The organism is Microbacterium testaceum, from assembly GCF_001476285.1.
Lineage (GTDB): Bacteria > Actinomycetota > Actinomycetes > Actinomycetales > Microbacteriaceae > Microbacterium > Microbacterium testaceum_B.
Genome location: NZ_LDRU01000039.1, coordinates 1 through 24,708 on the forward strand (window position 1 = coordinate 1; position 24,708 = coordinate 24,708).

Below are 24,708 nucleotides of genomic sequence, written 5' to 3' on the forward strand. Positions count from 1 at the left end.
GCGGGCGGTCTCGAGACCGCGGCCGACGTGCTCGTGCTCGACCTCGAAGACGGCCTCCCCTCGGGACGCAAGGCCGAGGGACGCGACCGAGCCCGTCGGGCGGCCGCCCACGCTCCGGTCTGGCTGCGCATCAGCGCCGCGGGCACCCTCGACGGAGAAGACGACCTCGCCCTCGGCCGCGAGCTCGACGACCGCCTCGCCGGAGTCGTGCTCGCGATGTGCGCGGGCCCCGCCGATGTCGCCCACGTCGCGGCATCCCTTCCCGACGGCGTCCCGATCGTCGCGATGGTCGAGTCGGCCGCGGCCCTGCTCGCGGCCCCCGCGATCGCCGCGCACCCCGCGACGCGCCGCCTCGCCTTCGGCACCGGAGACTTCCGCCGCGACACGGGCATGTCAGCCGACCGCCTGGCCCTCTCGTGGCCGCGCGCGCAGCTCGTCGTCGCCTCGGCCGCGGCGGGGATCGCGGGTCCCATCGACGGGCCGTGCGGTCCGGTGGATCACGCCCGGGATGCCGCGCTCCACGCCGTCGCGATGGGTTTCACCGGCACTCTCGCGCTTCAGGATGCCGCCGTCCCCGGCGCCCACGCCGGCTTCACGCCCGCACCCGACGAGGTCGAGCGCGCCCGGGCGCTGCTGTCGGCGTCGCCCGACGGCCCGGTCGACGGCTCGTACGCCCCGACGCTCGCGCGCGCTCGCGCGCTGGTGGAGCGGGCCGAGGCCCTCGCCGCGCTGTAGCCGCCGGGCGCTCGCCGGGCGCCGTGGCACCGCGCCGGGCCGCCCGCGTTCCCGCGTTCCCTCGTTGAGTGTCCAAAACACCCGGACAGTTTTCTGAGGCGTCCGTGTGTCTTGGACACTCAACGCCGCAACCCCGGCGCGTTCAGCCCCGCCGGAACCACCGCCGCCGCACCACCGGCGCGACGGCCGCCGCTTCCTCGCGGGCACGCCGCCGCTCCGCCCACGCCGCCACCTCGGCCTCGACGTCGACGGTCGGCGTCACCACGGGCGGCCCGCCCTGCAGCTGACGACGTGCTTCGATGACGCGCCGGTTGAAGTCGTGCAGCGCCTCACGGACGTCGGCCTCTCGGGCGATGGCATCCATTCGCTCGGCGCGCTCCGCGTACTCGACGCGCAGCGTCAGGGCGGGCGGACCGAGACCGGTGAGCTGCTCCGACTCGATCTTGCGTCGGATCCACCAGTCGGGGTCGTGCGTCCCGCCCAGATCGGGGAGGGGTTTGCCGGCGCCGGGCAGGTTGTCGAACTCTCCGCGGCGGATCGCTTGTTGGATCGAGGTCTCGACGAACGCGGCCCGCTCCGCCGCGGTCGAACCGCGCTGCGGCCCATTCGCCGCGGGTTCGGGCTCGAGTCCGCTCTCGCGCAGCTCGCGGTCGAGCCGGTAGCGCTCGGCCGACTGGCGTGGGTCGTCGCTCATGGGCACCTCCGGTCCTTCCAGGCTACGACGGCGCGGTCGGGCTGGGGTCGGCGCGCGGCAGTGCGAGCTCGAGCCGGTGCAGCGTGCCGGACTCCGGAGAAATGGATGCCACAGCCCCCACTCGCAGCCCACGCCGGGCCGAAGCGACGAAAACTCCGGAGTGCGGCACGCCTCGGGCCGGGCACGCACCCGGCCCCGCCTCACACGCCCAGGCGCCGCAACCTCTGCCGCGCCATGTCCTGCGCGCGCGGACCCGACCCGAGCGCCCGCTCGGTCACCCGCAGAATGACGCGCGTCACGCTCAGCACGGGCAGCGGCCAACGCCGCACGCCGAGCATCGCGCGGTACCGGCGGGGGATCGTCGCCACCGCCGCGGCGAACAGCACGCGGTAGGCGAGCCCCATCGCCCCGCGGAACGGGGGCTTACGGAGAAACCGCACCACATCGTCGACCCGCTCGCCGCCCCGCAGCTCACCGCGTTCGTAGAAGCCGTCGATCTCGGCGCGCAGCGCTGCGCGCGTGAGCGGCGGATCGACGACGCGCATGAGCCGCCCCGCGGTCGCCCAGTCGGCGACGTACGCGTCCGCGCCGCCCGGGATCGGCTTCCGCGACACCTCGTGCCCCGACAGGAACGCGTCGGTGAAGGCGAGGTGCACCCAGCGCACGAGGTCCGGCGCCTCGGCGGAGTACGCCCGCTCGCTTCCATCCCCGGCGCGATAATCCCCCTTCACGCGCTGGTGGAACCGACCGACGCGTGCGGTCTCGGCATCCGCCTGTGTCCGTGAACCGTAGGTGAGCGTGATGACCCAGCGCACGGTGCCGGTGAGGCGTCCGATCGGATCCTCGCGATACCGCGACCAGTCGTGCACGCCGGCGAGGGCACCCGGGTGCAGCGCCTGGAGCAGAAGGGCCCGGATGCCGGCGACCAGGGTCCCCATTCCGGCGTGAACCGTCCACGCGGGACCGTTCTCGGCGAAGTATCCGGCGTCGTCTCCCTCGGCGATGGCCCGCACGTAAGGGGCCATGCCCGTCGGGTCTCCGGCGAGGGCGACCAGCAGCTTTCCCCGCAGCGACGCGATCCAGTCGGGGACGGGGGAGGGGTCGGTCACCTCTCCAGCGTGCCACCGCCGCGCACGACGAGCGCCGAGGTGTCGCGGCATCGAGAGATTCAGTGTCCCTCGTGCGAGATGACCGGAACGGTGCCGTCATCCCGCAGCAGGACGGCGTTCTGCGTCGCGCCCAGCGCGGGGGTCACGACGACCGCGATCACCGCGGCGGCGACCAGCAGGCCCACGACGCTCATCGGCTGCGGGGTGCGCTCGGGATGAGCGATGCGGCGCCGACGACGCAGGTGCACCGCGGCGCTCGCGCCGACGATGACGGAAAGAAGGGATGCCGCGGCCACCGCGAGAACACTGGTGTGCGCCGGAACCACGAACAGCAGGGCTGTCGCGCCGACGATCGCGGCGAGGCTGCCGCCGAGTACGAGGGCGGGGACGACGAGACGTCCCGCCCAGAGGACGACGCCACCCCACGCGAGGGCGGCGAGCCCGAAGACCACCAGCCCGATTCCGAGGCCGCTCGCGGCGGCCCCGGAATCGGGACGGGTGATGGCGCCCGCACCGAGGGCGGCGGTGATCAGGCCGGCCCCCCATGCGAACACCGAGGGCCACGACCGGACGAAGGTCGCAGCGTTCATGGTCAGACCGCCGCGGTGCGGGGGACGTTGCGCTCGGTGCCGAGGCCGACACCCAGCAGCACGACGGCGCTGGCGAGGTGCAGGAAGTGGTCGGGCACGTTCAGGGCCAGGATGTTGGCGGGGCCCATGAGGAAGAAGCCGACGATACCGAGGAGCAGGTAGACCGCACCGACGGTGGTGTTGACGCCCTTCGCCGCACGGGCGTTCGCGAGACCAGCGACGAGCAGAGCGCCACCGATCAGGAGGTGGGCGATGTTGTGGAGCGGGTTGACCTCGAAGATGCCGAGGAGCAGGCCGCCCTCGTTCGAGATGAAGCCGACACCGCCGGTGACGGCGAAGCCGAGCAGACCGACGAGCAGGTACACGGCCCCGAAGATCGTGGCCACGAGGCGGTTAGGTGAAGAGCTCATGGTGAACCTCCCAGTGAGTTAGCAGCGACCTCGTGGCCGCCTTCCTCACATCTTCGGAGACAATGGCTGGTTCGGATTGGGCTTTGCACGACCCCGCTTTGTCCGGTACAAGCAGGCTCTCAACGCGCCGGTGTCCGGAAACGACAGAAGGCCCCCGAGTACTCTCCGAGGCCCTCCGTTACATAGGTCACCATACGAACCGGCGGGGCGCCTCCTCGGGGGATTGCATTTCACACGCTGTTCACGTACTGAGTCGCTCTGCCACACTCGCCTCATGAAGTTCGAAACGACTCTGTCGCAGATGGGCAACAACACCGGTATCGAAGTCCCGCCCGAGGTCGTCGACGCGCTGGGAGGCGGGAAGCGCGCGGCCGTCGTCGTCGATGTGAACGGCTACGTGTACTCCAGCACGATCGGCGTCATGGCCGGCAAGATGCTCATTCCGTTCTCGTCCGACAAGCGTGCCGCGACGGGCCTCTCGGGAGGGGATGCCATCACCGTCGATCTGCAGCTCGACACTGCGCCGCGCACGGTCGAGGTGCCGGCCGACCTCGCGTCCGCGCTCGCCGAAGCGGGTGTGCGCGAGGCATTCGATGCGCTGTCCCCGAGCGCCCGCAAGGCTCATGTGACGAACGTCGAGGGAGCCAAGGCGGCCGACACGCGCGCCCGCCGGATCGACGCGATCGTGGCCAAGCTCGGCTAGTCCGACCGGCTCGTTCGAACCCCCCGACCGATAACCTGGGAGGGGAGGATGTCGTGGGTCGCACAAAGGATGCCATTGCCGAGGGGCTGTCGATCGCGACGGCGGCGGCACGGCTCACGGTGCGCAACCGCATCCTCGTCGAGACGATCGCCCGTGGCGGGCAGTTCGACAGCGAGGTCTTCGCTGACTTCGCGCGCAAGACCCTTCGGGCTCTCGCTGACGAGCAGGACCAAGCTGCCGAGCGGGTGACGCACCAGCGGAAGCGCGCGTGGGGTCGGTTCTCCGACTCCTCGGGAACGCACGATTACCGCGATCGCGACACGCGCAACCTCCGCCGTCGCGCGAACCAGTCTCGCGGGGTCGCGAAGGAGCTGCGCGCCCTCGCCGACGATCCGGCGCGTGTGGAAGCCCTGGTGGCGGCCGCCCGGATGGCAGCGTGGGGAGACGTCGAGTCGAACCTCCGGCAGCGCCTCGACGTCGAGGGCATGACCGCCGACGCCGATCCCGATTACGCCACGATGCGTCGCGCGCGCATGGACGCCCTGCGCATGGTCGATCTCGCGCGCCTCGCCTCGCAGGCGAAGCGCAAGGCGAAAGAGAAGGCCGCGGCCGAGTCCGAGAACCCCGACGCCGAGAACGACGAGAAACCCGCCAAGACCGGCAAGAAGAACAAGTCCAACGCGCGCTGACGCAGAATCCTCCGCGACCGGAATGTCACACGAGGCGGTCGGCCGGACATTCCCGGGTATGGACGAAGCCGGGTTGTGGCGCCGCGTCGCCGCCGACGGCGATGAAAGGGCATTGGGCGACCTCTACGAGCGGCACGTCGACCGCGTGTTCCGTCACGCCGCGCGATTGGCATCCGATCGACGGGATGCCGAGGATGCCACGGCCGTGGCCTTCTTCGAACTCTGGCGCCGGCGTGACGCGGTGCGTGTCGTCGACGGGTCGCCGCTGCCGTGGCTGCTCGCGACGACGACGAACGCGCTGCGCAATCTCCAGCGTTCGTCGGCTCGCTACCGGCGTTTGCTCGACACCCTGCCCCGCGCGGCGGACGCGAGCTCCGCCGAGGACGAGGTCTTCGCCGATGAGAACGCCCGCGCGCTTCTCGCGCCTCTCGGCGCGGTCGATCGACAGCTGGTGATGCTCGTGCACCTCGAGGGCTATCGCGCTGACGAAGCCGCCGTGGTGGTGGGACTCAGTCCTGCGGCGGCGCGGGCTCGCCTCTCTCGCGCGCGGGCAAAGCTCCGCGATCTCGTCCCGGATGCCACACGCGAGGAGGATTCCGCATGAACGCACCGCGCATCGATCCCGTCTTCCGCGCGGGATTGCATCGACAGCTCGTCGCGCAGACGAAGCTGCCGCAGCGGCGCAGTCGCGCGAAGCTGTTCCTGATTGCGGGGGCGGGGGCGATCGTGCTCGCCGCGGGTGGGACGGCGGCGACCGCCGAGCTCTGGACTCTCCCCGGCGGCACGGTCACCAGTGAGCTCGGTGCTCACGTCACCGCGGAGGGCTCGGGCGACGGCACGCTGGTTCTGCCGCCTCGCCCCGACGCCGCGAATCAGGTCCGTATCGAGCTGCGCTGCCTCACGCCGGGCACCTTCACTTTTCCCGCGGGATCGGTGACGTGCACCGCGGATGACTTCGTCGCGCACCCTGATGGCGCGGTGTCGTGGATCGACGTGCCCGTCGACGCGGTCGGTTCCGAGCTCGTGGTGTCGTCCGGCGCCGACGAGAGGTGGCGTCTCACCGCGACCTACCTCGAGGCGCAGCCTGTGCCCCTCGCGGTGAACGATCGCGGCCAGACCTATGGTTCGGCGGGCGCGGGGGAGGAGCCCGACCTCATTGCTGTCGTCGCGACGAACGGCCGTCAGGGCTACGTCGATGCTGACGAGTTGGCGGATGCCACGGGCTCGGGCCAGAACTTCACGTCACCCGAGGAGGCCTTGCGGTGGCAGGAAGAGCGCGCTGGTCGGGCGGTCGTCGTGCCGGTGTTCCTGTCGGACGGCGTGACGAGGGTGGGGGATTTCGTGGTGCAGTGACCCGGTGTGGTGACGCAACGAGTGAGGCCCCGTCGACCGAAGTCGACGGGGCCTCACTCGTTGCTGTGTGTGCGCTTACGCCTTGTTCTCGGCGCGGTTGCGACGAACCTTCGCGGCGACCGCAACGGTCGCACCGGCGAGCACGAGCGCGCCGCCACCGATGTAGATGCCCATGAGCGACTCACCGTTGACACCGGTCGCCGGGAGAGCGGTGCCGCCGCCCGGGTTCGAGCCGGAGCCGCTGCCGGCGCTGCCGTCGGCGCGGGCGCCGCTCGCAGCGAGGGTGTAGGGGCCGCTCGGGTTGGCGGGGAGCGTGACCACGGCGGTCGCGGCACCCGACGAGTCGGCCGTCTTGGTGACCGACGCCGAGGTGACGGGGAGGTTTGCGGTGGCGATGTTCGCACCGGTGACACCGCGTCCGACGAGGGTGAACGTCACCTCAGTTCCGGGCTGGAAGCCCGACACCGGAACGGGACCGTTGGACGTGATGGTGATCGTCACGGTGTTGGGGCCGGTAGGAACGTACGCCTGCGCGGCGACGGGCGCGGCGAGGAGCAGCGCGGCGGCGACAGATGCCGAGGCGACTGCCGTAGTGAGACGACGCTTCATGAGAGCCTGCTTTCGAAACCGATGTGGCGGTACGTGGTGGGTCCGCGCGGTGCCGACAGTCGTCCAAATGGCGCGTGCGGACGGGATTGATGCGGTGTCGTGCGGCTGAATGCTTTCTTGAGTATCCCCTACGGATCTGCTGGATTGCAAACCGTAACGGTTTCTTTCTTGTGAACAAAACGCGACACAAGGGCGCGCGTCGCCAACGATCGATAGTTTCCTGGATCGATTACTCACGCTCGAGTGAATGATCGCTTGAGGGGATACCTCAGTCGAGGAAAGATTTCGCGGATGTCTGCGCACGGCCTCAGCGACATTCCTAGAGTCAGCCGAGGGCTCCGCAGGTTGCGACAACCGTGGGTGTGAGCGCGGCGTCTGCAGTGGGAGTGACGTAGGCCTCCGCCGAGGTCACCGTCGACGGAGCCGTGACCGACACCGTCACCGTGGTCGATTGGCCGGGGGTCAAGTCCGCGCCGAAGGTTATCACGCGGCGTCCCTGGTAGACGCCCTCGGCGAAGCCGGTACCCGCGCTGTTCTGCGCCGCATCAAGTTCGTACCCCTCTGGAAGGTAGATGTTGCCCACGACCTTGGCGATACCCGGCGGTGTGCCGTACATTCCCCCACCGGTGATGTACCAGGGCAGGGCGGTCGCCGCGTCCGTCGGCGCGTTGCTCGTCAGCGTGGCGGTTAGCGTCAACCGCTTGTCCGTGGCGGAGGACGGGCAGCCCACCCACGCCAGCGAAACGGTTGGGCGCACGTAATAGCTCATCTTCGACCCGGTCGCGTCATTCAAGAAAACACCGAAACGCGCTGTCCGATCATCCGTCACAGGAAGATGCCCAGCGATCGTCGTGCCATCGAGAACCTCCTGCTCGGTCGCGTCGGCACTCCACAGGAAGAAGCGGTGTTCGTCGCCGGCGCGTGCAAGGGCGGATATCAGAGACCCAGCTGAGCCCCGGCCGTCGATCAGACCTTGAAAGACGGCGCCAGCTGCGCCCGCGAAGACGACGTCTTGCGTAGCGGGATCTTCGTATCGAAGGTACACACCGTTGAGGAGGAAGGGGACCGCATTGTCGGCGGTCAGAGTGTCACCCGTGGGGAGGGTCACGGGACCGATGGCTCCCAGCAGATACGACAACACGACAGGGTCGACCGCCAGAACTCCGTCGACTTCGATTCCGGTCTTGCGCTTGTACGTCTCGCGTGCGAGCGGGCCGTCGACCGTGAAGTCGGGAATCTGCGTCAGGTTGTGAACGTATCGGGCAGGTTTCGTGTCGTAGATCGACGTGACGTCGGAGGGCAGATCAACAGGAGTCGAGAGCGATTGCTGCGTTAGTTCGGTGGCAGACCTCGTGCCGACGAGGCTGATTGCGCCCTGGTCGGTGCGCAGCAGGATAGTGGTCCCCGTGATGCCGCCCAGCGATCTCCACTCGGCGTTGTTCTGCACGAGCAGGAGATACTCGCGCGGGCCATCCTGACCGAGCATCGTCGGCAGTAGGAGAGAGGCGCGAGACAGGCCGTCGACGGCACCGGCCACCTGGCCGAAGAGCTTGTCGGCCTGACCGACGGCCGAGCCGACGACGCCGATGAGGGGCGTGTGATCAATGCTGTCCACCGAGTCGGCGGCGGCGCGCGCGTGAACGGCGGCCTCGCGCGCGGGCTCGGCGATCTGCTGCAACGGACTCGTGTCGATCCGCCCCCCGGTGGGCACGAGGGCATCGGCTGAGACGCTTCGGGCGGCCGTCGTCAACGGGAGCAAACTCTGTCTCAGCAACTCGTCTGACGCTGCAGCGACTGTCCCGAAAGCGGCGAGCTGCGGCCCGATCCACGGAGCGTGCTCAGCGAGCTTCCAGACGGGATCAGAGGTCAGATCGTGCGCGGTCTGGGCGTCGGAAGCGAGCCGTGCCAGGGCCGGGGCCGCAGATGGGGGATCGGACGCGACAGCGGCGACGCTCTCGGCCGCGCCGTTCTGGATGCGGGAGAGATGTTGATACGCCACCGCTCCGCGCACGCCCACCCACACAGCACAGATGGTCGCGAGGGCGAGGGCCGTCAGCAATACCCACGCGAAAGCGCGTCCCGCTGCGCGAGCGGGGGGCGGCAGCGTCTCAGACGCCACCGGAGTCGTCCGTTCTGGGCTCACGATCCGTGCGGCGACAGCCCACATCGGCGGAGCGGACGCGAGAGCAACAAAGATCACTCACGGGGAACAGGGGTCTCCCTCAGCTTTCCCGGCTGGGGTCCCGCGACGCCCGGCGCAGATTGAGCCCGAGCTCATCGAAAGTCGCCGAATCAGTCGAGTTCGCGGAAGCCTTCGCCGGCCCGGGTGCCTGTCGAGTCTTTCGCTGGCTTCTGCCGTTCTTGGCGGGCTCGGTGTAGCTGTATCCGTATCCGTATCCGTACGAGGTGTAATACGAGTCGGGTCCGCGCGTCGGAACCATCGACATCACGAAGCCCGCGACTTTCGCGCCGACGGTGGTCAGAGCAGTGGTCGCAAGGGTGAGCTGGTGCCGCGTGGTCCGCCCCGCTGAGACGACCATCATCGCCCCGCTCGTCGCGCGAGCCAGGATGGCGGCATCGGTGACGGGAAGAAGGGGCGGCGCGTCGCAAAGAACGACATCGAACTCACGTTCGAGCATTTCCAGGAGCCCGCTCATCTGCCGCGATCCGAGCAATTCGCTGGGGTTCGGGGGGATCTTTCCGGCAGGTAGCACGTAGAGGCTTCGTCCACCCCAGGGGAGCATGACCTCGTTGATCTGAGCGCGCCCGATGAGGACGTCGGTGAGGCCGGCGCCCCCCTCGATGCTGAGATACTCGGCAACCTTCGGCTTACGAAGGTCGGTGTCGACCAGCGCGACTCGCTTGCCCGCATCAGCGAGAGCGATAGCGAGATTGATCGTCGTGGTCGACTTCCCCTCGCCAGGTATCGAGCTTGTGATGACGAAACTCGCGCGGCCGCCCATATCGAGGAATTGCAGGTTCGTGCGGAGTACCCGGAACGATTCCGCGCGAGGGCTAAGCGGATCGGCGTGGACGATCAGGGGCCTGTCTTTTGCTTTGGCGTCGAATGCGATCGCGCCGATGCTGGGCGCCTTCGTGATCTGCTCCGCATCGCGCGGCGTGCGGACCCGATTGTCCAGGCGGGTTCGCAGTACGGCCGCGCCGATTCCGAGTGCCAGGCCGCCGATCAGGCCGAGCGCCAGGTTGAAGGGGATGTTGGGACTCGAGGGCGTGACGGCGGGCTGCGCGTCGCGCACCTTGGTGAGACGAACTGGGCTGGAGCCGTCCGTCGCCGCGGGTTCCAGCTCGGGCACGGTCGTCGCCAAGCTCGCTGCCACGGCGTTGGCGATGGATGCCGCCCGGGCGGGGTCAGGATCGGAGACCGAGATTGTCAAGAGCGTTGAGTTAAGCGCGGCCGCGGCTTTGACTCGACTTGCGAGCGACTCCGCATCGACCGCAAGCCCCAGCTCGCTGATCACCGGCTCGAGAACTGCCGGGGTCGTGACCAGGCCGACATAGGTATTGATACGCGCTTGCGTGAAACTCGACCCCTGCTGCAGCTCGGCGGCGGTGCTCCCCGCCTGGGTGGACACGAAGACTGTGCTTGTCGACTCGTACACCGGCGTCCGCGTAAGCGTGTATCCGGTCGATGCGCCCAATCCAATAAAGGTGAGAACGACGATGACTAGCCAGTTCTTTCGAAGAGTTCGAATGATTTCGCTGAGCTCCATGGTCCCTCTCGAATACGCGCCGACGATCTGCGGGGCCAAGGTCGCACGATCTCCCTCAGTGTGCCACATTGAATGTTTCCGGCAGACTCACTGGTGATTCGGGCCAGTGTCCTTCCAAGGCATCGGCGCTGTCGTTGCTCCGGAGATAAGTTTGCCCCGTGCCAACGCCCCGTTTCTCCCCCTCGTTCGCGGAAGATCCTCTTTCTCCCGGGAAGGAGCAAACAACGCCCTTCGGCGCCCCCCGCAGCCCACGTCGGCGCAGGCGAATAGATTGGCGTCTGGGAGGGCGGGCCGTCGCGCGGTGGGACGCCTCGCTCCTGGCCGTCGTTGCCGCGAGCGTTGGAGTGGGGCTCATCGGAGCCGCGGTCGTGGGCAGGATCGGAGCGCCGTGGGCTTCACTGGCTTCCACTGTGACGCTCTGGTTGGGATTCACCGTCGCGATCCTGTTCGCCATCGTGCGCGCCAGACCCGCCGGTTTGCTGCGCTTCGACCCCGTTGATCTTCTTTGGGGTCTGTGCATCGGACTTGGGCTCCGGGGGTTGCAAGGCTGGTGGAGTGGCAGCGCATCTGTGTCATTCCCCACGGCGGGCGCTCTCGACGGCAATCTGCCCGGCGACTGGTGGCTGACAGTGGCTCTTCCTGCGGGACTCCTCGGCCCGGTTATCGAGGAGTTCCTCCTTCGGGCGGTAGTGCTCGTTGCGCTCTACCAACTACTTCGGCCAGCGGTGGGAGCCCTTGCAGCCGGGTTGACAGGGCTTCTCGTCTCGGCTGGCGCCTTCGTGCTTCTCCACGTTGCTTTCGGTGCTATGTCGCTCATCGATGGGGTGCTGTTGTTCACGGTCGGGGCGGTTTGCTCACTTACCGTCTTGCTAACGGGGCGCATCTGGGGCGCTGTCTTGATCCATGTCGTTTACAACGTGTCCTTCCTCGCCCTTGTGATCGTCGGCACGGCGCTCAAATGAAGGCACAGAGCGGTCGGAGGGTAGGTCACAGGAGAGTGGTCGACGCAAATTCCCGGAAACGTTCTGCTGTTACTGTTCAGCCGAGCGAGGCGCGAACTGACGAATGTGCTCAGATGTGAGGCGTCGAGCCTCGGGCCAATTGAACCTCATGCTGCTCGAAACCAATCAGGAAGGCTCGGTCGTTGTCGCGAACTCAGACCCAGGTCATCGTTTCGCAGGGTTATCAGGGCCATCGCCTCATGTACGTTCGGTTGCTCGCTGATGCCGCGATAGCTCGGGGCCGTCGACCTCTCCTGGCTTTGGACCACGCTGCGCCGGAGTCCGCTGAGTTTGCCACCCACCTCGGAGGACTCGATCGCAGCGCACGGGTCGTTACTTTCGATGGTCACCGACCGAACGATCTCCGGCGGACGCTGCAGAACCAGAAGTGCGATCTGCCCGTCGTGTTCGCTGAGGGCGACGCCTGGCTTCGGCCCTTGCTCACTTCGAGGCTCCTCCCTGGTAAGGCGACCGTTCTTGTTATGCGTCCAGAAAGCCAGTCCTCCGGTTTGCTCATGCGTGCAGCCCAGAACGCCGCAAAGCGCATACTGCGACAGGCTGTCCGCGTGCTGCGCGGGCATGAGGTCTTCACTCTGACGGGCGCGATGAGGAGCAGTCTCGGTCGGTACGAGGTTCCCGACCCGGGAACGATGTCCGCCAGCCCTTCGGATGGCGCTCGGGCGCGTGACGCTTGGAATCGTGCCTTTCCGGCTGCGCCGGCATTCTGGATCGGTGTGATCGGCGGAATAGGTCCTCGCAAGAATCTCGATGTGGTGGCTGAGGCCGTTTCCGCTCTGACAGGGAACATCGGCCTCGTCATCGCAGGTCAGGCCGAGGTCGACGAATCGATCATCGAACGATGGCTGACCCCAGCAACTGAGCACGGTGTGCCCATCATGCGGTTGGCCGGGACCCTCGGCGAGCATGACTTCGATTCGATCATCCAAGGTTTGGATTGCGTTGTCGTCGCCCATTCGAATGAGGGCCCCAGCGGCATTCTGGCGAAGGCCGTGATGGCACACACCGCGGTTGTCGCGGCTGGCGCGCAGTCGTTGAAACGCGACGCAGAGTTCTCCGGCGGAAGAGTTCTTTGGTCCGAGCTCACCCCTGAAGGCATCGCGTCGTCCTTGACATCGGTGCTGCACTCTGCGCCCCCGGAGGCCGGGCCGACTCTGGACAGCCAGCAGATCTTCGCTGATCGCCTGCTGTCCGGAGCCAGAAGGAGATTTTCCTGGAGCGAGAAGACTGTCGGGTTGAGTGGATTGTGAAATCTGCTGTTGTTGCGCTATTTACTTTGCACTTTCACGCACTCATAAAGGATGACCTCGAGTGAGTAGATTGCCCGGGGCTTCGTCGCAGGCGATGTTTCTCGTACTTGCTACAGGATCATCGCAAGCTCTGGTTGCGTTCTCGTACATCCTGGCTGCGCGAGGTAGCGATCCGACACAGTTTGGCGCGGTAGCCTCCGCTGTTGCCGTGGGCATGGCGCTCATCGGAATCGTTGACTTCGGTGCCAACTCGCTTTGGGTACGATCCATAGCTTCGGGCGAGCTCAGCCTGGAAGAGATTTCCCGGCGAAGCCTCTGGAAGATGGTCCTGGCGGGTGTGATTGCGGTGATCGCTTCTTTGGTTGTCACCGTTCTCAACCTGCCCCCCGATTACGTCTGTATCGGCTTCATCTTCTTCTTGACCACTCTTGCGCAGCTCACCCAGGTTCCGCTCAGAGCGGCTGCGCGGAGCGACCGTGTCGCGACGGCCGTCGTTGTCAGCCGGCTGGTCGGATTCCTGGGGCTCCTCATCCTTACGTTCTCGGGTATGCCGAGTACCACGGCGCTTTGGGTCTCGCTGAGCGTCAATGCAATCGTCGAGGCATCGATGTATGTCGTTCTGACGCCTCGAGAATTTCGTTACAGATTCCAAACTTTTCGCGTCGTGAACCCATGGAAGGGGTCGATGCATTTCGGGGTCTATTCGATCGCAACGAGTTTGCAGTCGCTAGACGTACCCATCCTCTCCGCGGCCGCGGGACCAGTGGCTGCGGGCGCGTACGCGGCCGTGAACAGGTGGACTCAGCCGCTCGGCATCGCCGTGGGAGGGTTCACTTCGGCATCGGCACCGTTCGTCGCCCGTGCCACGTCATTTGCCGAAGCATGGTCCTCCATTAGAAGGGCGACGTGGATGCTCGGCGTGGCTTTGGCGAGCTGCGTGGTCGCTTTCTTCTTGGCGCAGCTACTAGTCCCTTTCCTGCTCGGATCGCAGTACCAGGATGCCGTGGGGGTCTTTCAAGTGATGGCGATCGGAACAATTCCGGCACTGCTCAATCAGCCACTCGCCGTATTCAGCCAGATGCGGGGTGGCGACAAGGGCGTCGGAGTGGTGACCGCCTTGGGCATTGCATTTCGCCTCTTGGCAACGTTCGGTCTGGGTGCCGCGCTAGGGGCGATCGGTGGCGCGCTCGCTTTCGCATTGTCTCAGGTAATTCTGCTCATCGGGTTCAGTGTCATCCTGGTCCGTCTAGTGCGATTGGAGTGAACAAGATGCGAGTACTACAGGTGCTCCTGAGCCCTCGGATCGGAGGGGCGGAATCCGCTGTCGCCTCGCTTGCGGAGGTGTGGGAAGGGCGGGGCATAGCATGCCACGTCGCATATCTCGACCAAGACAAACCCGGCGGGGCATTCGCTCGTGCGTCCGGCCTTCGCGCGGCTATACGCGAACTTCAGCCGGATGTCATTATTTCCCACTCGGCTCTTCCTAACGCGTACTCGAGGCTGGTGGCTGGGGCCATTCCGGTCATTTGCGTCCTCCACAGCGCTGCACGCGACTTCGACGATCCCAAGCTGAAGTTTGCGGAGCGCCTCCTCCAGCGTCGGACGCGCTCCGTCGTTGCAGTCAGCTCTGCCCAACGGGAGGAGTACGCCGCGCTCTTTCCTATGCAACGGGTGGTCGTGATCCCTAACGGGGTCTCCTCTCGATTCACACCGGCCACTGAATTTGATGCCCGCGGGCCCATAGTCACGATCGGCAGGGTCGTCGCTCAGAAGGACCCCGCGTTGTGGTCGTTGGCAACGAGAACCCTCTGCGAAGAGAACGAAGACGTTCTCTTTGAGTGGTTTGGGCCGCTATCTCAGGGGTCCCTCCCTGACGCGGACGAACGATGGCACCTGGATGCCGGATCTCGTGCCCGCTTTCGCGGGCCCATCGACGACGTCGAGAGGGTCTTGCGGGGGGCCTCAGTGTTCTTCCACCCTGCGAGGAGAGAGGCGCACAGCGTGGCACTTCTCGAGGCAGCCTCGACAGCGCTCCCAATTGTCTGCAGCGACGAGGTAGCACGGACGCTGCCAGGGTGGCTGCCTCTCTCCGTTTTCGCGAGTGGAGATGCGTCGGATGCGACGCGGGCCGTACGCGAAGTCCTGCGGGATCTTGCGTCTTGGCGTCGTCAGGCGGTGCTCGCTGCGAGTCGTGTGACTTCCGAGTTCGGCATCGAGAGTGCCGCGAGCTCATATCTCGCGGAAGTTGATTTCGTACAGCGGTGAGCATTCGCGCCGTGACCGACCAAGAAGATGTGGCGGCCCTGAAAGTCACTTCCCGGACCTGGGTAACTAGGCGGCGACATGGGTGAAATGGAAGGTTCGCCCCGTCCGTCCGCCATCAAGACTCCCCGTTAGGATCAGGCTGTGCCCTCAATGCCGTCGCGACAGTGGTCTGTCGATCTTGCGACTTCCATTGTCGTCGCGTCCGCAGCGGTCTGGTTGGTCCTATGTGCGTTTGTTATCTCTCGTGACGCCGCTGTCGGAGCGGGTCTCGTGATTGCTCCGCTTCTCGCCTGGCTCCTGCTGGAGCACTCGTCTGCCCGGGTGCTGGCCGTGTCATTGGGGGGAATGGTAGTCCTCGGATCGTCATCCGACCTCGGGCCGAACAAGGTCATTTACGCAGGAATTGTCCTGCTCTGTGCTGCAATCTCTGGTTATCGGTTGATTGTGGACCCGCCCGCATACCTCAGGGTTTTCCGGCCGGTTCTATGGTGGGGGCTCGCCGTCGTCGCGGTCCTCGTTCTGAGCTACTTCGCCTCGCCCGTTGGAAGCGATGTCGGAACGTTCGGTCGGCAATCCATCTTCTACCTGCTGATTCTGCTCGGGCCTGTTATCGGTTTGGACTCGGGGAGAGATCTCCGGCCGGGCGTCGTGTACGGGATGATCGGTTTCATCGGGGTGATCGCTGCGGCGGGGTTTGCCGCAGACTGGCTAGACAGGCGTGGCGTCACAGCCTTACCGTTCGGGCGATTTGTCCTCTCTAGCCTGGTGCTTCCAGCCCTCGCGTTTGGCCTTGCGCTCGTAATGTTTTTTCATGCGAGGGCGCTGTACGCGCGAATACTTTGGATCCTGCCCATCATCTGTATCCCGATCGCGATGCTGGTCACAGGTACCCGTACCAACCTAATCATCTTCGTTGCCATTCTGGCGGTGCTTGGCTCCGCCCGGAGAGCGCGGGTACCAATCGGCAGCATGACAGTCGTGCTCCTCGTCGCGGGCGCGGTCGGCGTGACGCTGTTTCCGGTGGTCGCGTCCTTCGCCGTCGCTGACCCGGCCTTCCTCACGCAACGTGTTCAAGCCGCGGTGTCTGCCCTTTCAGGTGGCGGCGACCAGTCTCTGACCTTCAGGCAGCAGCAGACCGAGACGGCGCTGCTGATGCTCGATCAGAGTCCTCTACTTGGGTACGGGCTCGGATACACCATTCCGTTCACGGTAGATTCTCCTCTCCTCACGGTTCTCAGGCTCGGGTGGGTGGGCGCGGCTGTTGTAGTTGCATTTATCGCATCACTGTCAGCCGCGTTTCTGCGCGGCACGCGATTGTATGGACCGAACCCGGCGACGACTGCCTGGTGGGGCTTCCTTCTGGTATGCATAGTTAATCTGCTCTTCGGAACGCCGCTTGAGGACCGGGGCTTTGGTTATGCAGTGATGCTTGTGACCATGGGAATAGCTGCGGGCTTCCAGGGGTACCGATCATCTGCCTCCGAATTTGCGGTGGGTGCTGATCTCTCGCGCTCAACGCCGAGCGGATAAGCTTTGCGTCATGATTCTGTCGAATGATCGTCTTGTTGTCTTGGCGGAGGCCCGCGGCGCGAGATGACTTTTTCTAAGGTCGAATGCAAGTCTCATATCAGCGATTTCCTTCCGAGAGAAGGTGCCAGTGCGGTTCATAGTTGGTTTCAATAGAGATAGAGACGGGTACGAAGTTCCTGGTGCTCTCGCGGAAGAAGGGGTTCTCTCGACGCTCGTAACGGACTATTACCATGGGCGCTCAATTCCCCGCTTGGGGTGGCTATCGCATCGCAAATCATCTCTGATACCCGCCTCCCATGTGCGGCCCGTCCCCGGGGCGCTCATCCCGCAGCTAAGATACGAAGCTACGAAGCGCCTTGGTTTGCGAAGTGCATTTCCGTCCCATGTCGTTGACGATCGACTCGCGAAAGTTCTCGCGTGTGAGTCCGCTCAACGTCCAGAAGATGGCTTGTTGATCTACTCAAACTATGCATGGCGTGCGTTCCGCCAAGCGGCCACTAAAACTCGAATTCTGTTCCAGTATCACCCCAACGTGCACGTTATTTCGGAGGCCATGGGTCTCGATGAACTGGGTGATCGTGAGAATTGGCAGCGTGAACTTGAAGAGGTCGATGACAAGCGCAAGCTGAAAGAAGGGGTAGAGGTCGAATTCGCCACAGGTGCGATCTGTGCCTCGACTTTCACTGCTCGCGGGCTCGTTATGTCGGGTATCCCCGTGGAGCGAATCCGTGTCGTTCCCTACGGCTGCCCTTCGCCCCCCGCAGTGGTCAGTCAGCAGCGTGACCGCGTCTTCCTCTTCGTCGGGCAGGGGGTTCAGCGTAAGGGGCTTCATCTTCTGGCGGAGGCTTGGAGAAGGCTTCAGCCGCCCGGATGGAAGATGCGAGTGGTCGCTTCAAGAATGGATCCTCTTATTGCTCAAACCCTTCACGGGTTGCCATCTGTGACTGTCAGTGGACCTGTGTCTCACGCCGAGCTGGGCGACCTATATGACTCGGCTTCTGCGCTCGTCCTGCCCAGTCTTGTCGAAGGTTTCGGGCTCGTTCTAGGTGAAGCATTGGCTAGGGGCTGCTCGCTGATCGGGACAACAAACACGGGTCTGCCAGACCTAGCGCTCTCCAGCCCGGTGGGCCAGGTGATCCAGCCCGGCAGCATTGCAGAGCTGATGGCCGCGATGGAATCGCATATTGCTGCCTTCGAGGATGGGCAGGTGGATCCACACGCGAACAGTCGGATGGCGGCGTGGCGTTCATGGCGCGAGTTCCGGGTCGGTATCCGGGATGCACTGAACAAGCTCACTTAGGCACGTTGGTGCCGCGCGGCGCGACGCGATGCGTCGGGTTCGAACTCGGTAGCAGGGATTCAATGGTTGGATCCGATGCGATTTGACGTACAAGAGAGTAGGCCGCCTGCCAGTTCCAACGAAGCCTTCGCATCGCTTAGCAAACGTCCTATGTTTGCGGTGAACGTCCGCGATCGGATCGAAAAGGCTGCTGTGGCGCGCGACTGCTACCGCAACAGTCGCCGGACGCCGGATCGAAAGTTCTGAACCATCGCCTGGATCGTGGGCGGGTCGGGCCATGCGTCATCGGCAGGCGCGAGAGCCCCGGACGCACCTCGATCCATGGCATCGGCGAATGCGCTCACATCATTGGCGGCGACATGCATGTGCACACCTTTCGTGAGGTACTCGACCTCGGGGGCGTGCCACGGCCACTCGGTCGTGATGAGAGGAGTGCGAGACGCCAGACAATCAACGGCGATGAGCCCGATACGGCCCGGGTTGACGACCGCCTCCGCGCCGAGGAGGACCGCGGCTTTGTCCGCCGTGCCGCCGTAGCCGAGCAGCGTGACCTGGCCGCGGGCTGCTGCCGGACCTAAAATCCCAGATTGCTCGCCGGTCCCCAGCACTACGAGATGCACGTCGCTATTGCGACCGTGGAGGACATCGAGGGCGCGAGCGAGGAAGGTGATGCGTTTGCTCTCGTCGAGACCACCGACGTAGGCGAGGTATCGTCCGTCGGGAACGCCGCGGGCATGCAGTGATGCGCGCGCAAGGGTGGCGCTCTGGTGCGTGAGCTCACTTTCGAGGTCCGCGGAATCGATGCTATTCATGACCGTCGTGATGCGGCTGCTCTCAACTCCGACCCGTCGCGCGAACTCTGCCCCGCCCGGCATGTAGGCGAAGACATGGCGGGCGCGGCGCAACTGCCACCGTTCGATGGCCCCGTCGATGACGTTCAAGGGAGATGTGTAGGGCGCAATATGCCCCCATACGCCCACCCGCCGGCTTCCGCGGTACGCGATCGCTGAGACGGCATCCAGTGACGTCCCCTGATGCGGAACGATGACGGCATCCGCGTTGCGCCACAGCGAGCGAGAATACGTCAACGATAGGTGCCTCGAACCGATGTCGAGTCCCCTCGGTGTGACCGTCTCGAGCCAATCGGCCTGCGCGGCGTCGGCACGAGCTTCTTGCGCCCCCGTCGGGGTGCCGGCGATTACTCGCAGAGTGACGCCATCAGCTTCCAGAGCACGAGAGAGCCCCTCGAAGAACGGCACTCGGTACTGCGGGACGTACGGCTGGACGATCGCGAGCTCACGCATGGCGCAGACCCGCGCAAGCGAGTTCGTACTCGTGTTCGAGGGTCTCAGCCACGCCCGCAATGTCGAGCTCTTCTGCGATGTAGCGCCGCGCGCCTTCCCGGAGTTCGTGGCGGCGAGAGGGAGACGAGTAGATCGATTGGACCGCATCGGCGAGGCCGGCGGGGGAGCCGTCGGTGACGAGTGCGGCACCGTAGCGCTCGCACTCCGGTGCGATGCCGAGGGACGACGTCGTTACGACCGGGGTTCCGGCGGAGAATGCCTCGAGGATAGACATGGGGAAGACCTCGTTCACGGCAGGCAAGACGTACACGCGTGCTGCGGCTAGGGCTTTCGCCGTCTCACTCGGGGCGAGTGCGCCCTCCCACACTAGGCGGTCGCCCATCCCTGCCTCCGAGATCGCCCTCGTTACCGCGGCACCCTCGCCCTCATCCGGGCCGAAGAGGCGAAACGTCGTCGTCGGTAGTCGTTCGGAGAGCATTCGTGCCATCTCGATGAAGGCGAGTGGGCGCTTGCGCTCGTGCAGCCTGGCGAGGAAGAGCACCTCGTCCGGACGCCCCTCGGCTGTGGGCAAGGGCTGGGGGTCGACGCCATTCGGAATCGACACGACGCGTCGTGCCGACGCCAGAGCGGCGAGTTCAGAGCGTTCCGCGTCGGTCAAAACCAACCATGTGCGGGCATTGCGCAACGCCCGGCGCGTCGCGATGGCATCAAGCGCCCTCGCGAGGGGACGACTTGACGCATCCACCATGCCGTGTGGCTGAACGACGTACGGGAGCCGCATCATGTCCGCGTGTAGCGCGGCCGGAAGGGTGGTCAGGTCTCGCGCGAGATGGATGTGGGCGACGTCCGTGCGCTCGAGGTCACTACGCAGGGCACGTTGCAATCCAGTGGGCCACAGCGTCGCAAACCCTCCGAAAGGCGCGAGACGACGCACGGGGAAGGTGCGCAGGCGGTAGCCGTCTTGTGGCATGTCTACGCACTCGGCCCGCGGTGTTCCGGCGTACACGGTGACCGCGTGGCCCTGTCGCGCGAGCGCCTCGGCCTGCGCGAACGCAACCCGGGTGGGTCCGCCGAACGCGCCGTTGGCGGACGCGTACGTCACGACATGCGCGATCCTCACCGTGGCACCGCAGACGTCGGGAAGCGCGATGCCACGAACTTCACGGGGTTTCCGCCCCAGACCTCCCCGGCGGGGATGACGCAGCCATCGACGAGGCTCATGGGCCGCAACAACGCGCTCCGGCCGATGTGGCTCCCCCCGAGCACGACGCACCGAGATGTCACCCACACCCCGTCGTCGATGCGGATGGGGCGCGTGATGAGGGCCATGTCGCGGCGGTGCGCGTGACTGCCTGTGGTGAGAAACGCCTCTTGAGAGAGCACGACATCGTGGCCGACATAGACGTGATCTTGATTGTGAAACCAGACCCCCTCGCCGATCCACGAGCGGTCACCGATGTGGAGCTTCCAAGGAAGCTTCACGCGGGTGCGCGGACGGAAGATCACGCCTGGACCGATTTCTGCCCCGAAGGCTCGCAGCACGTGTATGCGCAGGCGTGAGCTGATTTGCCATGGATTCGTTATGAATATCAGCTCGCAAATCGCCCATAAATACACCCGCCAAGCCGGGCGATCCCAGGCGGCCCGCTCACCGGGGGCCTTCGAAAGATCGATCACCGGAATGTCGCTCACGGTGGTCCCTCTCTTGTAACTGTCTCGTAACGGTGGCGGAGGTATTCTCAGTCCCGTGCAACCTCCGCGAACGCTCATCTTCGGGCTGAACTACCCCCCGGAGACTACGGGAATTTCCCCGTACACCGGCGCCATGGCTGAGGGTCTGACGCGGCAGGGACACGAGGTCCGAGCGGTGGTGGCGCACCCTCATTATCCGGACTGGAAGATCACGGCAGGTTACGGGCAGTGGTCGTACAGCGAACGGATTCAGGGTGTCGACGTGCACCGCGTACGGCACTTTGTTCCGGAGCGGCCCTCGTCATTGCCCAGGGCCCTCTCCGAAGCCACATTTGGAATCCGACAGGTTTTCGCCCGATGGGGGCAGCCGTCGGCGATCGTCGCGATTTCGCCCGCTCTGATTTCTTCCGCCATCGTTCGCGCTCGCTCGCTGTTGTCGCATCGCGAAACCCCCTTCGTCGTGTGGGTGCAAGATCTCTACGGCATCGGTATGACGGAGATCGGCCGGGGCGGAGGAGTGTCAGGACGCGTGATTCGGGGGCTCGAGCGCTGGCTGCTGCGCTCGGCCACCATGGTGGTCGTCATCCATGACCGGTTCGCTGACCGCGTGCACGCTGATTTCGGTGTCGCGCTGGAGCGCATCGCCGTGATCCGAAACTGGACGCATCTGGCACCTCTTGCCGTCGTCGACGTCGCGGCCGTGCGGGCATCGCACGGTTGGGGTGACGATGAGACCGTCGTTGTCCACACCGGCAACATGGGCACCAAGCAAGGGCTCCACCACGTTGTTGACGCGGGCCGGCTTGCCCATCGACGTGGCGAACGGGTGCGCTTCGTGCTCGTCGGTAATGGTGCCCAGCGGGATGAGCTCATCGAGCGAATCGCGCAGGAACCCACGACGACCGAGCTTCTGCCGCCGCTTGATGACGCTGCTTTCGCCGCGATCCTGCAGTCTGCCGACATGTTGTTGGTGAACGAGCTGCCAGGCGTTGCTGAAATGTGCGTGCCGAGCAAGTTGACGTCGTATTTCACGTCCGGTCGACCGGTTCTCGCGGCCACCGATGCACTGGGCATCACCGCCCAAGAAGTGCACAACGCCGACGCCGGGATGATCGTTGCCGCGGGCGATCCCGAAGCCCTTCTGGACGGCGCAATCGCCCTGGCTGCAGACCCCGCAGAGGGGCTCCGGATGGGCGAGAACGGCAAACGTTACAAAGAGACCGTCCTGAACGAAACATTCGCTATCGAGCGATTCGATAGTCTGCTCGCGGATCTGACCGCCGAAGCCGCCGTGAAGACTCCTGTTTGACTCTCTTTCTCGCTTCCCGAACGGCGGAAACAACGTGGCAAAACGCGCCCTGATTACAGGCATCACCGGTCAAGACGGTTCCTACCTGGCCGAACTTCTTCTCGCGAAGGGATATGAGGTGCACGGCGTCATTCGCCGTGCCTCGACCTTCAACACCAGTCGAATCGACCACCTCTACGTCGATCCGCACGACCCCGAAGCCAAGCTCTTCCTGCATTACGGCGACCTTTCCGATGGCGCGCGGCTCGTCACGCTGATGTCGGAGATCAACCCCGATGAGGTCTACAACCTCGCCGCGCAGTCGCACGTGCGTGTCTCGTTCGATGAGCCCGAGCACACGGCCGACACGACGGGTACCGGGACGATCCGCCTCCTCGAGGCCGTCCGCCTGTCGGGAATCGACACGAAGTACTACCAGGCCTCGACCTCGGAGCTCTACGGTGCGACGCCGCCTCCGCAGAACGAGGAGACGCCGTTCTACCCGCGCTCTCCCTACGCGGCCGCCAAGCTCTACAGCTACTGGATCACCAAGAACTACCGCGAGGCATACGACATGTTCGCGGTGAACGGCATCCTGTTCAATCACGAATCGCCCCGTCGTGGTGAGACCTTCGTCACGCGCAAGATCACGCGTGCTGTTGCCCGCATCAAGGCGGGTCTGCAGAACGACCTCTACCTCGGCAACCTCGACTCAATCCGCGACTGGGGCTACGCCGCCGAATACGTCGAAGGCATGTGGCGCATTCTGCAGGCCGACACTCCGGAAGACTTCGTGCTCGCCACGGGCGTGGGCTACACCATCCGCGAGTTCCTCGAGACGTCCTTCGGACACGTGGGCCTCGACTGGCAGGAATTCGTCAAGTTCGACGAGCGCTACCTCCGGCCGACCGAGGTCGACGCTCTGATCGGCGACCCCACCAAGGCGGCCGACAAGCTCGGCTGGGTGCCTTCGGTACGCGGTGACGAACTCGCGAGGATCATGGTCGACGCCGACATCACCGCCCTCGAGAAAGGCCCCGAGTGGATCGACACGGTGTCGCTCCCGACGTGGAGCAACGCGGAGCTGTTGGGGGCGCGTGCGTGAGTACCGCTGTTGACGGCGTGAGCTACACCCCGCACGAACTGGACCGCGATGCGACGTTCTACGTCGCCGGACACCGGGGACTCGTGGGGTCGGCGATCGTTCGACGGCTCGAGGCGGCGGGCTTCGACAACATTGTCGGGAAGACCTCGGCGGAACTCGATCTGAAAGACCGCGACGCCGTCTTCGCCTACGTCGGAGAGATCAAGCCGAAGTACCTCGTGTTGGCTGCGGCGAAGGTCGGTGGCATCCTGGCGAATTCGACCTACCCGGTCGATTTCCTCAGCGACAACATGCGCATTCAGGTCAACGTGCTCGACGCGGCTCTCGCAAATGACGTGGAGCGGGTGCTGTTCCTCGGGTCGTCGTGCATTTACCCGAAGTTCGCGGAGCAACCCATCCGTGAGGACTCGCTCCTTACGGGCCACCTCGAGCCGACGAACGACGCGTACGCGATCGCCAAGATCGCCGGCATCCTGCAGACCCAGGCGGTGCGCCGCCAGTACGGTCTGCCGTGGATCAGCGCGATGCCGACGAACCTCTACGGGCCGAATGACAACTTCTCGCCGCAGGGCTCGCACGTGCTCCCGGCGCTGATCCGTCGCTACGACGAGGCGGCGCAGGCAGGGGCGGCGAGCGTCACCAACTGGGGCACGGGAACGCCGCGACGCGAGTTCCTGCACGCCGACGACATGGCCGACGCGTGTCTGCACCTGCTCGAGCACTACGACGGACCCGACCAGGTCAACGTGGGCACGGGGTCGGACGTGACGATCCGCGAGATCGCCGAAACGATCGCGCGCGTGACCGGCTTCGAGGGCGAGACGGAGTGGGACACCTCCAAGCCCGACGGCACTCCGCAGAAGCTCCTCGACGTGTCGAAGCTGGCCGAGGCCGGCTGGACCGCGAAGATCTCGCTCGAAGAGGGTATGGAGCGCACCGTCGCCTGGTACCGCAACCATGTCGGCGCTCTGCGTCAGTAGGTGTTCCGGCACGTCGTTCTGTTCCGGGTCCGTGACGATGTCGCGGACCCGGACGTTTCAGTGGCCATCGCCGAGCTGCGGGCTGTGGGGGAGTGGCCCGGCATCCTCTCGTGGGATATCGCGCTGTCGCTGGATACGCGCAAAGGGCGCGTGATCGTCGAGGACGGGACGTTCGTCGACCGCGCGGCGTTCGAGGAATGGCGTGTGACCGAGGAGCACGTTCGCGTGAGAAAGCGAATGGCTGGGATTAGCGACTGGTGGGTGGGGGACTGGGAGCCGAACTGACGCGGCGGTGTCGTGGCATCCATCCTCCGTCGAACGGGATGATCGTCGCCGACCGTATTTCGGCGGC

25 protein-coding genes are annotated in these 24,708 nt (G+C 65.4%); 15 read left to right on the forward strand and 10 right to left on the reverse strand.

Annotated elements, in window-relative coordinates:
* Positions 1 to 735, forward strand: a 735-nt coding sequence (locus NS283_RS07905; RefSeq protein WP_058596319.1) for an aldolase/citrate lyase family protein, incomplete at its 5' end; no start/stop codon positions are given.
* Between the two features lie 142 nt (positions 736 to 877).
* On the opposite strand, the gene NS283_RS07910 is transcribed toward NS283_RS07905, so the two are convergent.
* The 4 genes from NS283_RS07910 to NS283_RS07925 all read right to left on the reverse strand — a co-directional run bounded on the left by NS283_RS07910 (position 878) and on the right by NS283_RS07925 (position 3,538).
* Complete coding sequence (locus NS283_RS07910) at positions 878 to 1,429, reverse strand: J-domain-containing protein (RefSeq protein WP_058596320.1); 552 nt, start codon at positions 1,427 to 1,429, stop codon at positions 878 to 880.
* A gap of 200 nt (positions 1,430 to 1,629) precedes the next feature.
* Positions 1,630 to 2,454: an oxygenase MpaB family protein gene (locus tag NS283_RS07915; RefSeq protein WP_440589442.1), complete on the reverse strand. Its 825-nt coding sequence runs from the start codon at positions 2,452 to 2,454 to the stop codon at positions 1,630 to 1,632.
* Between the two features lie 143 nt (positions 2,455 to 2,597).
* Entirely contained in the window at positions 2,598 to 3,128 is a 531-nt protein-coding gene (locus tag NS283_RS07920) for a hypothetical protein (RefSeq protein ID WP_058596322.1), read from the reverse strand.
* Positions 3,129 to 3,130: 2 nt separating this feature from the next.
* Positions 3,131 to 3,538, reverse strand: coding sequence for a DUF4383 domain-containing protein (locus tag NS283_RS07925; protein ID WP_058596323.1), 408 nt, complete (start codon positions 3,536 to 3,538; stop codon positions 3,131 to 3,133).
* A 274-nt stretch (positions 3,539 to 3,812) separates the two neighbouring features.
* Between NS283_RS07925 and NS283_RS07930 the strand changes: the two genes are divergently transcribed.
* Genes NS283_RS07930 through NS283_RS07945 form a run of 4 tightly spaced genes read left to right on the forward strand, consistent with a single transcriptional unit; the run spans position 3,813 to position 6,283 of the window.
* Entirely contained in the window at positions 3,813 to 4,241 is a 429-nt protein-coding gene (locus NS283_RS07930) for a YdeI/OmpD-associated family protein (protein WP_058596324.1), read from the forward strand.
* A 53-nt stretch (positions 4,242 to 4,294) separates the two neighbouring features.
* Positions 4,295 to 4,930, forward strand: coding sequence for a hypothetical protein (locus NS283_RS07935; RefSeq protein WP_058596325.1), 636 nt, complete (start codon positions 4,295 to 4,297; stop codon positions 4,928 to 4,930).
* A 22-nt stretch (positions 4,931 to 4,952) separates the two neighbouring features.
* Positions 4,953 to 5,534, forward strand: coding sequence for an RNA polymerase sigma factor (locus tag NS283_RS07940; protein WP_058596326.1), 582 nt, complete (start codon positions 4,953 to 4,955; stop codon positions 5,532 to 5,534).
* The gene (locus tag NS283_RS07945; protein ID WP_058596327.1) at positions 5,531 to 6,283 is read left to right on the forward strand and encodes a hypothetical protein; all 753 of its coding nucleotides are present in this window, start codon (positions 5,531 to 5,533) and stop codon (positions 6,281 to 6,283) included. Before NS283_RS07940 ends, NS283_RS07945 begins: the two co-directional genes overlap by 4 nt.
* A gap of 75 nt (positions 6,284 to 6,358) precedes the next feature.
* On the opposite strand, the gene NS283_RS07950 is transcribed toward NS283_RS07945, so the two are convergent.
* From NS283_RS07950 to NS283_RS07960, 3 genes are all read right to left on the reverse strand, one after another.
* Positions 6,359 to 6,892, reverse strand: coding sequence for a hypothetical protein (locus NS283_RS07950; protein WP_058596328.1), 534 nt, complete (start codon positions 6,890 to 6,892; stop codon positions 6,359 to 6,361).
* A 325-nt stretch (positions 6,893 to 7,217) separates the two neighbouring features.
* Positions 7,218 to 8,915 carry a DUF4012 domain-containing protein gene (locus NS283_RS07955; protein ID WP_241492209.1) on the reverse strand — a complete coding sequence of 566 codons (1,698 nt, stop codon included), beginning with the start codon at positions 8,913 to 8,915 and terminating at the stop codon, positions 7,218 to 7,220.
* Between the two features lie 199 nt (positions 8,916 to 9,114).
* Complete coding sequence (locus NS283_RS07960; protein WP_058596366.1) at positions 9,115 to 10,623, reverse strand: polysaccharide biosynthesis tyrosine autokinase; 1,509 nt, start codon at positions 10,621 to 10,623, stop codon at positions 9,115 to 9,117.
* Between the two features lie 410 nt (positions 10,624 to 11,033).
* Between NS283_RS07960 and NS283_RS07965 the strand changes: the two genes are divergently transcribed.
* The 6 genes from NS283_RS07965 to NS283_RS18375 all read left to right on the forward strand — a co-directional run bounded on the left by NS283_RS07965 (position 11,034) and on the right by NS283_RS18375 (position 17,987).
* Positions 11,034 to 11,585 (forward strand): CPBP family intramembrane glutamic endopeptidase, encoded by a 552-nt coding sequence (locus tag NS283_RS07965; protein WP_241492210.1) that lies wholly within the window; start codon positions 11,034 to 11,036, stop codon positions 11,583 to 11,585.
* 521 nt (positions 11,586 to 12,106) lie between these two features.
* Complete coding sequence (locus NS283_RS18625; RefSeq protein WP_153003304.1) at positions 12,107 to 12,892, forward strand: glycosyltransferase; 786 nt, start codon at positions 12,107 to 12,109, stop codon at positions 12,890 to 12,892.
* 94 nt (positions 12,893 to 12,986) lie between these two features.
* Positions 12,987 to 14,156, forward strand: a complete 1,170-nt coding sequence (locus tag NS283_RS07975; RefSeq protein ID WP_081317317.1) for an oligosaccharide flippase family protein — start codon at positions 12,987 to 12,989, stop codon at positions 14,154 to 14,156.
* A gap of 5 nt (positions 14,157 to 14,161) precedes the next feature.
* A complete protein-coding gene (locus tag NS283_RS19435) occupies positions 14,162 to 15,157 on the forward strand; it encodes a glycosyltransferase family 4 protein (protein WP_081317318.1) in 996 nt (331 codons plus the stop codon).
* Between the two features lie 345 nt (positions 15,158 to 15,502).
* Complete coding sequence (locus NS283_RS07985; RefSeq protein WP_193752647.1) at positions 15,503 to 16,687, forward strand: O-antigen ligase family protein; 1,185 nt, start codon at positions 15,503 to 15,505, stop codon at positions 16,685 to 16,687.
* A 448-nt stretch (positions 16,688 to 17,135) separates the two neighbouring features.
* Entirely contained in the window at positions 17,136 to 17,987 is an 852-nt protein-coding gene (locus NS283_RS18375; protein WP_153003307.1) for a glycosyltransferase family 4 protein, read from the forward strand.
* Between the two features lie 206 nt (positions 17,988 to 18,193).
* Here the strand turns inward: NS283_RS18375 and NS283_RS07995 are convergent, their stop codons facing one another.
* From NS283_RS07995 to NS283_RS08005, 3 genes are read right to left on the reverse strand one after another with little or no spacing between them, the layout of a single operon-like run.
* Entirely contained in the window at positions 18,194 to 19,291 is a 1,098-nt protein-coding gene (locus tag NS283_RS07995; RefSeq protein ID WP_058596335.1) for a glycosyltransferase, read from the reverse strand.
* Positions 19,284 to 20,393: a glycosyltransferase gene (locus NS283_RS08000; RefSeq protein WP_193752648.1), complete on the reverse strand. Its 1,110-nt coding sequence runs from the start codon at positions 20,391 to 20,393 to the stop codon at positions 19,284 to 19,286. The genes NS283_RS07995 and NS283_RS08000 overlap by 8 nt, the downstream gene beginning before the upstream one ends.
* 14 nt (positions 20,394 to 20,407) lie before the next feature.
* On the reverse strand, positions 20,408 to 20,983 hold the full coding sequence (locus NS283_RS08005) for a hypothetical protein (RefSeq protein WP_058596337.1): 576 nt from the start codon (positions 20,981 to 20,983) through the stop codon (positions 20,408 to 20,410).
* Positions 20,984 to 21,038: 55 nt separating this feature from the next.
* On the opposite strand from NS283_RS08005, the gene NS283_RS08010 reads away from it, so the two are divergent.
* Genes NS283_RS08010 through NS283_RS08025 form a run of 4 tightly spaced genes read left to right on the forward strand, consistent with a single transcriptional unit; the run spans position 21,039 to position 24,641 of the window.
* Complete coding sequence (locus NS283_RS08010) at positions 21,039 to 22,292, forward strand: glycosyltransferase (RefSeq protein WP_058596338.1); 1,254 nt, start codon at positions 21,039 to 21,041, stop codon at positions 22,290 to 22,292.
* A 34-nt stretch (positions 22,293 to 22,326) separates the two neighbouring features.
* Complete coding sequence (gene gmd, locus NS283_RS08015) at positions 22,327 to 23,376, forward strand: GDP-mannose 4,6-dehydratase (protein WP_058596339.1); 1,050 nt, start codon at positions 22,327 to 22,329, stop codon at positions 23,374 to 23,376.
* Positions 23,373 to 24,356, forward strand: coding sequence for a GDP-L-fucose synthase family protein (locus NS283_RS08020; RefSeq protein WP_058596340.1), 984 nt, complete (start codon positions 23,373 to 23,375; stop codon positions 24,354 to 24,356). The genes gmd and NS283_RS08020 overlap by 4 nt, the downstream gene beginning before the upstream one ends.
* Positions 24,357 to 24,641 (forward strand): Dabb family protein, encoded by a 285-nt coding sequence (locus NS283_RS08025; RefSeq protein WP_058596341.1) that lies wholly within the window; start codon positions 24,357 to 24,359, stop codon positions 24,639 to 24,641.
* Positions 24,642 to 24,708 lie beyond the last annotated feature (67 nt).

Coding starts and splice junctions, on each gene's coding strand:
- NS283_RS07915 (WP_440589442.1), bottom strand. CDS start 2,454: ATGGCCCCTTACGTGCGGGCCATCGCCGAGGGAGACGACGCCGGATAC.
- NS283_RS18625 (WP_153003304.1), top strand. CDS start 12,107: ATGCGTCCAGAAAGCCAGTCCTCCGGTTTGCTCATGCGTGCAGCCCAG.
- NS283_RS07925 (WP_058596323.1), bottom strand. CDS start 3,538: ATGAGCTCTTCACCTAACCGCCTCGTGGCCACGATCTTCGGGGCCGTG.
- NS283_RS07920 (WP_058596322.1), bottom strand. CDS start 3,128: ATGAACGCTGCGACCTTCGTCCGGTCGTGGCCCTCGGTGTTCGCATGG.
- NS283_RS07945 (WP_058596327.1), top strand. CDS start 5,531: ATGAACGCACCGCGCATCGATCCCGTCTTCCGCGCGGGATTGCATCGA.
- NS283_RS07910 (WP_058596320.1), bottom strand. CDS start 1,429: ATGAGCGACGACCCACGCCAGTCGGCCGAGCGCTACCGGCTCGACCGC.
- NS283_RS07995 (WP_058596335.1), bottom strand. CDS start 19,291: ATGCGTGAGCTCGCGATCGTCCAGCCGTACGTCCCGCAGTACCGAGTG.
- NS283_RS07960 (WP_058596366.1), bottom strand. CDS start 10,623: ATGGAGCTCAGCGAAATCATTCGAACTCTTCGAAAGAACTGGCTAGTC.
- NS283_RS19435 (WP_081317318.1), top strand. CDS start 14,162: ATGCGAGTACTACAGGTGCTCCTGAGCCCTCGGATCGGAGGGGCGGAA.
- NS283_RS07975 (WP_081317317.1), top strand. CDS start 12,987: ATGTTTCTCGTACTTGCTACAGGATCATCGCAAGCTCTGGTTGCGTTC.
- NS283_RS07930 (WP_058596324.1), top strand. CDS start 3,813: ATGAAGTTCGAAACGACTCTGTCGCAGATGGGCAACAACACCGGTATC.
- NS283_RS07940 (WP_058596326.1), top strand. CDS start 4,953: ATGTCACACGAGGCGGTCGGCCGGACATTCCCGGGTATGGACGAAGCC.
- NS283_RS07950 (WP_058596328.1), bottom strand. CDS start 6,892: ATGAAGCGTCGTCTCACTACGGCAGTCGCCTCGGCATCTGTCGCCGCC.
- NS283_RS07985 (WP_193752647.1), top strand. CDS start 15,503: ATGGTAGTCCTCGGATCGTCATCCGACCTCGGGCCGAACAAGGTCATT.